We start from the raw sequence: 10,764 nt of genomic DNA on the forward strand, positions 1-10,764 counted from the left end.
CATGGAAGGATCGCCGTCATGCTGCGCTGGATGACCGCTGGAGAGTCCCATGGGCCGGCGTTGGTGGCCGTACTCGAGGGTTTGCCCGCTGGCGTCGAACTCCGAACCGCTGACCTGCAGGCCGCCTTGGCACGGCGACGTCTTGGCTACGGTCGGGGCGCGCGGATGTCCTTCGAAAAGGACCAGGTGAGCCTCCTTGGCGGATTCCGTCATGGCTCCTCGATCGGCTCGCCGGTCGCTCTTCACATTGCCAACACCGAGTGGCCCAAGTGGCAGACGGTGATGAGTCCTGAGCCGGTCGAGGACGCCGACCTCGCCGCGGCAAACGATGTGGGCGCGGAGAAGGAACTGGCGCGCAACCGACCCCTGACGCGGCCCCGCCCGGGGCATGCTGACCTCGTGGGCATGCAGAAGTATGGCTTTGATGAGGCCCGCCCCATTCTTGAGCGCGCTTCGGCACGCGAGACTGCGGCGCGGGTGGCTCTGGGCCAGGTAGCAGCAAATTTCCTTCTCCAGGCGTACGGCATCCGGCTGGTCTCGCACACGATCTCGATCGGTGAAGGCCGCGTGGCCGATGGCGCCACCTTGCCGACGCCCGATGACGTCGAGCGGCTCGACGCCGACCCGGTACGCACCTTGGACGCCGACGGTTCAGCCGCCATGGTGGCCGCGGTCGATGCGGCGCGGAAGGCCGGAGACACTCTCGGCGGGGTCGTCGAGGTGCTCGCCTATGGGCTTCCGCCGGGTCTTGGATCGCACGTGCACTGGGACCGCCGTCTCGACAGTCGCCTGGCGGGCGCGTTAATGGGCATCCAGGCCATTAAGGGCGTCGAGATTGGCGACGGATTCCAGACGGCGGCTCGCCGTGGATCGGTGGCCCATGACGAGATCGTGCGCGCGGACGGCACCCTCACCCGGACGTCCGGTCGCGCGGGCGGGTCCGAGGGAGGTATGTCCACCGGCGATCCGCTGCGAGTGCGGGCGGCGATGAAGCCGATCAGTACGGTGCCACGGGCACTGCAGACCATCGACGTCGCCAACGGCGAAGCGGCGACGGCGATACACCAGCGGTCCGATGTGTGCGCCGTCCCGGCGGCCGGCGTGGTCGCCGAGGCGATGGTTGCCCTTGTGGTGGCCGAGGCGTGCGTCGAGAAGTTCGGCGGCGACTCCGTTGCTGAGACTCGCCGTAACTACGAGAACTATCTGGCAAACATTCCCAAGGTCATGCGCTGATGAGTCACCAGCGACGCCCGGTGGTCCTCATCGGCCCCCCGGGAGCAGGAAAGAGCACGGTAGGTCGGGCTCTCGCAGAGCAATCGAGCCGGGAATTCCTCGATACAGACGCGATGGTCGAGCAGACCGAGGGCCGCACGATCTCCGAGATCTTTGTCGACGACGGTGAACCTCGTTTTCGCGAACTTGAGGCTGCGGCGGTTCTCCGGGCGCTCAAGGAATCCGATGGTGTTATCGCGCTCGGCGGTGGTGCTCCGATGCAGGCCGTCGTCCAGGAGGCGCTCGCCGGCCATCAGGTGGTGTTCCTCGAGGTCAGTATTCGGGATGCTGCGCGTCGGGTCGGATTCGATCAGAGTCGCCCCCTGCTGGCGGTCAATCCACGCGCTCAGTGGACACGACTCATGGGGCAGCGCCGACCGACGTATGAGCACCTCGCGACCGTGACGGTGGAGACGTCCGGACGGACACCTGAGGAGATCGCCCAGGAGATTGCGCAGGCGATGGAGGCTCTCGGTGACTGAGGACCCAGTAGTGATTCCCGTGGGCGGCGCCTACAACGTGCTCATCGGCACAGGACTGTGGGATCGCCTTGGCGGCCTCCTTGGCGACCAGACGCAGCGGGTGCTCCTCATCCATGCGCCCGGGGTGCGCCACCTCATACCCGCGATCGAAGCGGCGTTGCGCCAGGGTGAGCGCAAGGTTGTCGTTGTTGAGACTCCCGACGCCGAACAGGCAAAGACCGCAACGGTACTCACCGAGTTGTGGTCTACTCTCGGCCAGCACGACTTCACGCGCAGCGATGCCGTTGTGGCGGTCGGCGGGGGAGCAACGACCGACCTCGGGGGCTACGTCGCGGCCTCCTGGCTGCGCGGAGTTCGAGTCATCCAGGTGCCGACAACACTGCTGGGCATGGTGGATGCCGCGGTCGGTGGCAAGACCGGGATTAACACGGCTGAGGGGAAAAACCTCGTCGGAGCGTTCCATGAGCCAGCCGCCGTGCTCATCGACCCCTCGGTGTTGGAGACCTTGCCCGCCCGCGACCTGGTGGCAGGCCTTGCCGAGGTCATCAAGTGCGGGTTTATTGCGGATCCCGTCATTCTTGAGCTGATCGAGGCTGACCCGCAGGCCGCTCTCGCCGTTGGTGGGGAGGTGTTGCGTGAGTTGATCCAGCGCGCTGTTCAGGTCAAGGCTGAGGTGGTCGCAGCGGACCTGCGGGAGTCTTCCTTGCGCGAGATCCTGAACTACGGACACACCTTCGCGCACGCCATTGAGCACGTCGAAAACTACACCTGGCGGCACGGCGATGCCGTGGCCGTGGGCATGGTCTATGTCGCCGAACTCGCCCACCGTGCAGGCTTGCTCGACGAATCACTGCTCGCTCGGCACCGCGCGGTGTTGTCCTCGGTCGGCCTACCCTTCGAATACGGCGGTGCCGCAGATTTCGAGGCACTCATGACCGCGATGCGTCGCGACAAGAAGACCCGTGGCTCGTTACTGCGGTTCGTGGTGCTTGATGGCGACGTTGCGCGTCCAACGCGGCTTGAGGGTCCTGAGGGCGCGTGGTTGCGTGGCGCCTACGACGCAGTGCGGGCCTCCTAGCGCGTTGTGGCCGAGTTCGGCGCGTGGCCTCCGGTCGGCGCACCACTCATCACCGAGTTGATCTCATCCTGGAGCCGCGGCCCGAGCACGCCCCATCCAGGCTCGTAGCCGTAGACGTGCCGCAATGTCTCACCGGAGCGCGTCCGGTCCAGCAGTTCGATGTCGTCGGGATCGATGAGCCCCGGATGCAGCACACCCACGGCCTCGGCGACCTTGAGTAGGTCGCGCCGCATGGTGCGGATGTAGTTCGTCAGCCGTTCGGACTTGCTGTCCGGGTCCAATCCGCGAGCCAGCCACGGGTGCTGTGTCGCGACACCGGTCGGGCATTCGCCGGTATGGCACTTCTGGGCTTGAATGCACCCGACCGAGAGCATCGCTTCCCGCGCGACGTGAATGAGGTCGGCTCCAAGGGCCATGGCGACCGTGGCCGACTTGGGCAAGCCGAGCTTGGCCGACCCGACAAATACCACGTCATCGGTCAACCCAGCGGCCGCGAATTCCTTGTAGACACGGGTGAATCCGACCAGGAAGGGGAGTGCGACCGAATCGGCGAAGACGAGCGGGGCCGCGCCCGTACCGCCTTCGCCGCCATCGACAGTGATGAAGTCGACGCCGCGATCTGTCTCGGTCATTTGGGTGACCAGATGCTGCCAGAACGTCATATCGCCGACGGCCGACTTGATGCCCACGGGCAGGCCTGTCTCGGTCGCCACGAACTCGACCCAGTCGAGCATCGAATCGACATCCTGGAACTCAGCATGGCGAGATGGGCTGATGACGTCCTTGCCGACCGGCACACCGCGAATCTGAGCGATTTCCTCGGTCACTTTCGCGCCGGGGAGGACGCCCCCGAGTCCAGGTTTGGCGCCTTGGCTGAGCTTGATCTCGATGGCGCGGACGGGCGCACCCGCGACCAGATCCTTGAGTTTGGCGATGTCGAAGCGACCGAGTTCATCCCGGCAGCCGAAGTATCCGGTTCCAATCTGCAGGATGAGATCTCCGCCCTTGCGATGGTGCGAGGACAGTCCACCCTCACCCGTGTTGTGCAATGCGCCGGCGCCGGCAACACCGCGATTGATGGCCTCGATGGCGGGTCCGGACAGTGATCCGAAACTCATCGCTGAGACGTTAAGCACCGACCCAGGGCGGTAGGCCTTAGCCCGCCCGCGTGCGGCACCAAGGACCTTCGCGCACGGCAGGTTAGCTTCCTCAGAGTGCATTCCCTCAGCGGGCACGGTGTCGCTAAAGGTGCGGTGTTTGATGATCGGGTAGCCGACGAGGTTCTCGATGTCGTCATCGGTGCCGAAACCGAAGTAGTTGTTCTGTCCCTTGGCGGAGGCATAGATCCAGGACCGTTGGTCGCGACTGAACGGCCGTTCCTCGTCGTTGCTGGAGATGATGTATTGGCGCAGCTCTGGTCCCACCAATTCCAAGAGATAACGCCCATGTCCGAGCACGGGAAAGTTGCGCAGGATGGCGTGCTTCTTCTGGGTGAGATCGCGGGCTGCGACGCCCGCGGTGAGGAGTGCGGCAATTCCGGCAGCGTGGGTCCAAGCCATAGGGCGAGTCTGGCGCATGCCGGGCGGTTTCATCCACCGTTTGGGGCCTGACCATTGCGGCTTAAAGCACTCGGTGTCGCCCGGTAGACTGTGCGAGATCCCTTTACACCTCGCGGGCCCCGGCGCGTCCGCAGGAGTTTCGACGAGCAGAGAGACCTATGGCTTCCACGAACGATCTGAAAAACGGCATGGTGCTCAAGATTGACAACAACCTGTGGTCGATCATCGAGTTCCAGCACGTCAAGCCTGGCAAGGGTCCGGCGTTCGTGCGCACCAAGATGAAGAACGTCCTGTCGGGCAAGATCATCGACAAGACCTTCAACGCGGGCCTCAAGGTAGAAACGGCAACCGTCGACCGGGCGGACATGCAGTTCCTCTATCGCGATGGCGACGACTTCGTGTTCATGGACACCAAGACGTACGACCAGATCAACGTCCCAGAGGCCACCGTGGGCAGTGCTGCCAACTTCCTTCTGGAGAGCAACGAGGCGATCGTCGCGCAAAACGAGGGAACCGTCCTGTATGTCGAGTTGCCGGCCTCGGTGGTGCTGGAAATCACGCAGACCGACCCGGGCCTGCAAGGGGACCGTTCCACTGGCGGCACCAAGCCAGCCACCCTGGAGACTGGCGCCGAGATCCAGGTGCCGCTGTTCTTGGAGACCGGCACCAAGGTCAAGGTCGACACCCGCGACGGGTCCTATCTGGGGCGTGCGTGACCGACGAGGCGAGCGCGCCCTCCCGGCGGGCCAGCGGGCCGACCACGCGGACCAAAGCCCGGCGCGAGGCGGTGGACCTGCTCTTTGAATCTGAGCAGCGAGCGGTCAACGTGATCGAGCTTCTTGAGCAGCGCATGGCCGAGCCAGTACGCGAGGTTCCGCCGCGTGCCTACGCGGCGCAGCTGGTGCGCGGCGTGGCCGCAAACTGGCATTCGATCAATGAAGCGCTCACGACGTACGCCAAGGGCTGGTCGCTGGAACGCATGCCGTCGGTGGACCGCGCCGTGCTTCGGCTCGGCGCCTACGAGGTGATCTATGAGGACGATGTCCCAGACGGTGCCGCGATCAGCGAGGCTGTGGCACTGGCTCGGGACCTGTCGACCGACGAATCGCCGACGTTCATCAATGGACTGCTGTCGCGGTTGTCCGAGGTGAAGACGACCCTCGTCTAGCGGGGAGAGGGAGCCGATCGGGCATGGCGAACGTCGGAGGGTCAATGCACACACCCACGCCGAGCACAGCCGCCCCGATGTCGACGGTTCGCACACCCCATAGGTCGCCTCGTATCGGGCTGATCGATGCTGGCCGCGGAGTCGCCATTTTGGCGGTGATCGCCTACCACCTGGTCTGGGATCTAGGTGACTTTGACTATCTCGCCGGGCACCCGGCCAGGTCTGACACCGGTGTCCTGATCGCGCACTGCATCGCCGGGTCGTTCCTGTTTCTAGTCGGGGTCAGCCTGGTGCTGGCACACGGCGATCGCTTTCGCCGCCAAGCGTTTATCCGCCGGACGCTGGAACTGGTGGCCTACGGCGTAGTCATCTCCCTCGCGACCTATATCGCGATGCCGGCTCAATGGGTGAGCTTCGGCATCTTGCAATGCATCGCCCTGGTCAGCGTGCTAGCGCTGCCGTTTCTGTGGGCATCGCGCATGGTGGCGGTGGGCGCAGCGGTCTTGGCCGTGGCACTTCCCGGGTTGGTAGACATTCCCGGTCGATCTCGGTGGGTGGCCTGGACTGGGCTGACGGAAGCCGGGCCGGTCACGATCGATCATGCTCCTGTCTTGCCGCTGTTTGCGTTGACCCTGATGGGGATTGTGCTCATGCGCACGCTTCGGATGCGCGGGGGAGATACCCGCCTGGCGCAGGTGTCAACTGATCGTCCGCCGTTGCAGTGGTTGGCCTTCCTTGGGCGCCACACGCTGGTGATCTATCTGCTCCATCAGCCGATTCTGCTCGGAGCGTTGTACGCCATCCGCTGGGCGACATAGACGCTAGGTCAGCAGCGCTTCCGCCAGGGCGTCGTCAACGACGAGCCGCCGGATCCATCGACCCCGCAACGCCGCTCGCGTTGCGGCGGCGCGGTTTACCCCGCGCGCCATCCCAATCACGGTAGGAATGCGACACAGTTGATCCGGGGTGAGCGTGATGATGCGTTGCGCAAGCGGACTGTCGGTGGTCTGCCCGTGCTCGTCGAAGAGCAGACCCATCGATTCACCGACCACGCCGCGCTCTCGGGCGGCCCGGGCCTCATCAAGGGAAAAGGCATCGTGAACTGTTGACCCGTCAGGTTCCCAGGCGCCGATGCTGCAGAGTGCAACGGTGACCTGGTCGACCGCCGCGCGGGCGCGGGCGATGTCGCCGTGCGCCTTTAGGGAGCTCGCACCCTCAGCGGTCGGCATGATGAGTGGCGCGTGGTACCAGAGCGTGTGGCCGTAGGTCATTCGCCCAGCCTCTCGAACAATGTCGTAGGCCGTCTCTTGCCCTGGGGTCACCAACGACCCACACAGTTGGACGATGTCGATCGCTGGCAGATGCGTGAGGGCGCCGATCGCGGCATGGACCGCGCGGGACCACGGGAGCCCCAGGACGTCATCGGCGGTGACCGTTCGTTCGACCACGCGCGCGGCTGCAGCGCCGACGAGTGCTGCAGCGTCGCGGTCGCCGATGCCGCGAACGACGACGCACTCGTCGAGGCCGAACTTCCTGGCCACGGCAACGCCCAGCGGATCATCTCCATCGGGATCACGAACCTCGATGGTGACCAACCCCATGGCGTGGGCGTCTTCGAGCAGGCGAGCGACCTTGAACCTACTGATCTGTAGCGACCGAGCGATGTCCGACTTACTCTCGCCCGCCAAGTGGTAGCGGCGCGCCACCGCGACGGCGAGGTGAGCGTGGTGCCTGGAGCGGGAATGGGGCATCGAGGCGCTCACCGTTCTTCCCCAGATCGTTGACACGGACTGTGACCCTGATCATACTCACCCGAGCGGGCAATGATGCTCAGACGTGCAGCGGAGGATGACGTGATGATCTGGTCAAGGCGAGTAGCCCCGGGAGTTGTTGCTCTCCTTGCGTTGGCTGGCTGCTCCTCGGATGAGCCTGCCGATGATGGCAAGACCTTGACGGTGGCGATCCCCGACAACGCCGACCTACAGCGCATGAAGTCGTTGGTCTCCGACTTCACGGCGAAGAATCCTGGGGTCAGGGTCTCCTTTGTGACTCTTGCCGAGGGCGAATTGCGGCAGAAGGTGACGACCGATGTCGCTGCTCAAGGCGGTCAGTATGACGTCGTCGCCTTGGGTGCATACGAGACAGAGATCTGGTCGGAAAAGGACTTCCTAGAGCCGATGACTGGGCTGCCCTCCAGTTATGACGTGGGGGACCTGCTGCCCAACATTCGCAGTGCGTTGACCGCCAAGGACGCGCTGTATGCCCTGCCGTTCTATGGGGAGTCGTCTTTCACGATGTACCGCAAGGACGTCTTCAAGAAGGCTGGGCTGACGATGCCCGCGAAGCCGACCTGGGAATTCATGAAGTCGGCTGCCAAAAAGTTGAGCACCGTGGACGGCGGCGATGTCTGCCTCCGCGGCAAGGCGGGCTGGGGCGAGAACGTGGCCTTCCTGACGGCCATGGCGAACTCCTACGGCGGACGTTGGTTCAACCAGGACTGGAAACCCCAGTTGGAGACTCCGGCCTGGAAGAAGGCCCTGAATACGTATGTGGCCCTAGGCAAGCACGCACCCGAGAGTGTCGCCAGCAACGGCTACAACGAGAACCTCCAACTGTTCCGGGACGGCAAGTGCGCCTTGTGGGTCGACTCCACCGTGGCCGGCTCGACGCTCACGGCTCAAGACGACCTCAAGGGGAAGGTCGGGTATGCACCGGCTCCCGGCGCGGGCGAGAGCAAGGACAGTTCCTGGCTGTGGGCATGGTCGCTGGCGGTGCCGACCAGTTCGAACAACAAGGCCATGGCAAAGAAGTTTGCGACGTGGGCGACCTCGCCGGAATACACCGAACTCGTGGCCGACGAGCACGGTTGGGCCAATGTTCCGCCCGGCGCACGGAAGTCTCTGTACCAGAACCAGGAGTACCTCAAGGCCGCGCCTTTTGCCCGCCAGACTGAGCGCGCGATTAATGCGTCCGACGCGCGGAAGCCGACGGTCGACCCGGTGCCCTACGTCGGTATTCAGTACGTCGCGATCCCCGAGTTCCAAGGCATTGGAACGGCAGTCGGCAACCGCGCGACGAAGGCGCTCACGGGCGACATCGACAGCGGTGAAGCACTGAGCAACGCGCAGTGGGTCACCACCAAAGTGATGGGCAAGCAAGATCGGCAGGCCGAGAAGTGATGGCCCAGCAGAACGGACTGAACTGACATGAGCATTCAGGAGACCAAGGCCAGTCCGGCGGAGATGGATCCCGAACTGGCGGCAATGGACCCCGAGCAGTTGCCGGTGCCCGAACACCGTACGCACGGGGCTGGCCACTTCGCGGGCCTGTACGCCGCCGAGCACGTGGCGGCGACGGAGTTCGTCTTCGGTGCCACGTTCGTGGCACTCGGCGCGGGAATTTGGGACATTCTGATCGGCCTGATCATCGGTAATACGTTGGCGATGCTCAGTTTCCGATTCATCACTGCACCCATCGCGGTGAAGGCCCGACTGAGCCTCTATACCTATCTCCAGCGCATCGCGGGTGACTCGGTGTCGCGGGTCTACAACGCCGCGAACGCGATCATCTTCGCGGTGATCTCCGCTGCGATGATCACGGTATCTGCAACCGCAGTTCGCGGTATCTTTGGCTTCCCTGCGCAGGAATCGGCCTATCCCACGCACATTGGTTTCATCATCATCGCGTTGGTCTTTAGCGCGGTTGCGGTCTTGGTCGCGGTCTTTGGCTTCGACACCTTGGCCGAGTTCGCGTCAATCTGTGGTCCGTGGTTGATGGTGATGTTCACCGTCGGCGGCATGGTGTTGCTGCCGATGCTCACCGAAACCATCGCCGGGACGACCCGGCTGACCAGCTTCGACCAGTTCATCGACGTCGCGAGTTCGACGGTCTTCACTGGCGTCAACTCCGAAGGAGAGCCTGGTATCGGGCTGTGGGAAGTTGCCGGGTTCGCCTGGGCCGCAAACACTTTCGCCCACTTCGGACTGATCGACATGGCGTTGTTGCGCTATGCCAAGAAGGCGCGGTACGCGTACGGCACGGCGACCGGCATGATGTTCGGCCACTACATTGCCTGGATTGCCGCCGGTCTCATGGGCGCCGCTGTGGCTCAGATCACCGCGACGAGCATCGCGGTTTTGGAGCCGGGCGATGTCGCATGGCACGCCTTGGGTGCGGCTGGCTTCGTGACCGTCATTGTGGCGGGGTGGACGACCGCTAACTCGAACATCTATCGGGCGGGATTGGCCGGGCAAGCGGTCTTCCCTAACGTGTCCCGGGTCAAGGTCACGCTCGCGGTCGGCGTCTTGGTCATGGTTGCCAGCGTGTTCCCGTTCGTCTATCGAAACATGCTGCCCTTGTTGACCTATGCGGGTCTGTTGCTGGTCCCCATCGGCGGCATCATCTTCGCGGAGCACCACCTGTTCCATCGGATGGGCATGACGCAGTACTGGTCGCGCTATCGCAAGCAGCGGACCAACGTTCCAGCGTTCGTGGCCTGGGGAGGCGCGCTCGTCGTCGGCTTCGGCCTGCAGATCCTGCAGGTGATCCCGTACTACTACCTGTTCATTCCCGCCTGGTTCGCCTCGATCATCATTTACACCGTCTTGGCTAAACGGGCTGGGGCTGGGGAGGACTACGCCGCCCATATCGCCGAGGACGAAGAGTTCAACGAACGGGTGCGCCTCTTCCATGAGCGGCGCGCGGCAACCGAGGATCCACGCACCTTCAAGGATTCTTCGATCATCGGCCACGGCCTACGAGCGGTGTGGATTCTCTCGCTCGTCGCGATCCTGGTGATGGCCTGGAACGTGCTCTTCCGCAGCGGCGACCTCTACGAGTACTACGTCAACCTCGACCGGTTCTATCTCGTGGCGTTGGTGGGTACGATCGTCTATTTCGTGACGACCTGGGGCGCATTACAGCGCACCAAGTGGTTGGCCAAGAAGCACCTGTCGAGCGAGTCGCGCGAAGCACCGCCCATTGACACCACCCAGCCGGCCCGTCGGGCAGCCCCTGCGACACACGACAGCAAGGTCGCTACTCGTCTCGAGGAGAGCGAGCAGCGGTTGCGGACCAAGGTCAAGGGTCGCCGGAAGCCGCCGCAGGACGATACGACCGTGAGTTGACGTTCTGCAGTCCGCTACGATGAGCGCGTTCGACATCCTTTAACGATTCCGTCCTGTGAGGCGGCGAAGGAGGTCCGCG

At 64.0% G+C, this 10,764-nt stretch carries 10 protein-coding genes; 8 read left to right on the forward strand and 2 right to left on the reverse strand.

Going from position 1 to position 10,764, the window contains the following annotated elements; genetic code table 11:
* Positions 1–18: 18 nt before the first annotated feature.
* Genes aroC through aroB form a run of 3 tightly spaced genes read left to right on the forward strand, consistent with a single transcriptional unit; the run spans position 19 to position 2,832 of the window.
* Positions 19–1,233, forward strand: a complete 1,215-nt coding sequence (gene aroC / locus F562_RS0104270) for a chorismate synthase (protein ID WP_018155694.1) — start codon at positions 19–21, stop codon at positions 1,231–1,233.
* A complete protein-coding gene (locus tag F562_RS0104275; RefSeq protein ID WP_018155695.1) occupies positions 1,233–1,754 on the forward strand; it encodes a shikimate kinase in 522 nt (173 codons plus the stop codon). The genes aroC and F562_RS0104275 overlap by 1 nt, the downstream gene beginning before the upstream one ends.
* Positions 1,747–2,832 carry a 3-dehydroquinate synthase gene (gene aroB / locus F562_RS0104280; protein ID WP_018155696.1) on the forward strand — a complete coding sequence of 362 codons (1,086 nt, stop codon included), beginning with the start codon at positions 1,747–1,749 and terminating at the stop codon, positions 2,830–2,832. Before F562_RS0104275 ends, aroB begins: the two co-directional genes overlap by 8 nt.
* On the opposite strand, the gene F562_RS0104285 is transcribed toward aroB, so the two are convergent.
* On the reverse strand, positions 2,829–4,391 hold the full coding sequence (locus tag F562_RS0104285; protein WP_018155697.1) for an FMN-binding glutamate synthase family protein: 1,563 nt from the start codon (positions 4,389–4,391) through the stop codon (positions 2,829–2,831). The two genes, aroB and F562_RS0104285, sit on opposite strands and share 4 nt — an antisense overlap.
* A 158-nt stretch (positions 4,392–4,549) precedes the next feature.
* Between F562_RS0104285 and efp the strand changes: the two genes are divergently transcribed.
* The 3 genes from efp to F562_RS18040 are packed head-to-tail and all read left to right on the forward strand — an operon-like array spanning position 4,550 to position 6,377.
* Complete coding sequence (gene efp, locus F562_RS0104290) at positions 4,550–5,107, forward strand: elongation factor P (protein WP_018155698.1); 558 nt, start codon at positions 4,550–4,552, stop codon at positions 5,105–5,107.
* Positions 5,104–5,559 (forward strand): transcription antitermination factor NusB, encoded by a 456-nt coding sequence (gene nusB, locus F562_RS0104295; RefSeq protein ID WP_018155699.1) that lies wholly within the window; start codon positions 5,104–5,106, stop codon positions 5,557–5,559. Before efp ends, nusB begins: the two co-directional genes overlap by 4 nt.
* A gap of 23 nt (positions 5,560–5,582) precedes the next feature.
* The gene (locus tag F562_RS18040; protein WP_051080144.1) at positions 5,583–6,377 is read left to right on the forward strand and encodes a heparan-alpha-glucosaminide N-acetyltransferase; all 795 of its coding nucleotides are present in this window, start codon (positions 5,583–5,585) and stop codon (positions 6,375–6,377) included.
* A gap of 3 nt (positions 6,378–6,380) precedes the next feature.
* Here the strand turns inward: F562_RS18040 and F562_RS18045 are convergent, their stop codons facing one another.
* Positions 6,381–7,310, reverse strand: coding sequence for a sugar-binding transcriptional regulator (locus tag F562_RS18045; RefSeq protein ID WP_018155701.1), 930 nt, complete (start codon positions 7,308–7,310; stop codon positions 6,381–6,383).
* 105 nt (positions 7,311–7,415) lie between these two features.
* On the opposite strand from F562_RS18045, the gene F562_RS0104310 reads away from it, so the two are divergent.
* Both F562_RS0104310 and F562_RS0104315 read left to right on the forward strand, forming a co-directional pair.
* Positions 7,416–8,738: an ABC transporter substrate-binding protein gene (locus F562_RS0104310; RefSeq protein ID WP_211206431.1), complete on the forward strand. Its 1,323-nt coding sequence runs from the start codon at positions 7,416–7,418 to the stop codon at positions 8,736–8,738.
* Positions 8,739–8,765: 27 nt separating this feature from the next.
* Complete coding sequence (locus F562_RS0104315; RefSeq protein WP_018155703.1) at positions 8,766–10,685, forward strand: purine-cytosine permease family protein; 1,920 nt, start codon at positions 8,766–8,768, stop codon at positions 10,683–10,685.
* Positions 10,686–10,764: the final 79 nt, after the last annotated feature.

It is taken from the genome of Demetria terragena DSM 11295 (assembly GCF_000376825.1).
Taxonomy (GTDB): Bacteria; Actinomycetota; Actinomycetes; order Actinomycetales; family Dermatophilaceae; genus Demetria; species Demetria terragena.

Excerpts from the sequence above, each read along its gene's own strand:
- aroC (WP_018155694.1), top strand. The coding sequence starts at position 19 with ATGCTGCGCTGGATGACCGCTGGAGAGTCCCATGGGCCGGCGTTGGTG.
- F562_RS0104275 (WP_018155695.1), top strand. The coding sequence starts at position 1,233 with ATGAGTCACCAGCGACGCCCGGTGGTCCTCATCGGCCCCCCGGGAGCA.
- F562_RS0104285 (WP_018155697.1), bottom strand. The coding sequence starts at position 4,391 with ATGGCTTGGACCCACGCTGCCGGAATTGCCGCACTCCTCACCGCGGGC.
- efp (WP_018155698.1), top strand. The coding sequence starts at position 4,550 with ATGGCTTCCACGAACGATCTGAAAAACGGCATGGTGCTCAAGATTGAC.
- F562_RS18040 (WP_051080144.1), top strand. The coding sequence starts at position 5,583 with ATGGCGAACGTCGGAGGGTCAATGCACACACCCACGCCGAGCACAGCC.
- F562_RS18045 (WP_018155701.1), bottom strand. The coding sequence starts at position 7,310 with ATGCCCCATTCCCGCTCCAGGCACCACGCTCACCTCGCCGTCGCGGTG.
- F562_RS0104310 (WP_211206431.1), top strand. The coding sequence starts at position 7,416 with ATGATCTGGTCAAGGCGAGTAGCCCCGGGAGTTGTTGCTCTCCTTGCG.
- F562_RS0104315 (WP_018155703.1), top strand. The coding sequence starts at position 8,766 with ATGAGCATTCAGGAGACCAAGGCCAGTCCGGCGGAGATGGATCCCGAA.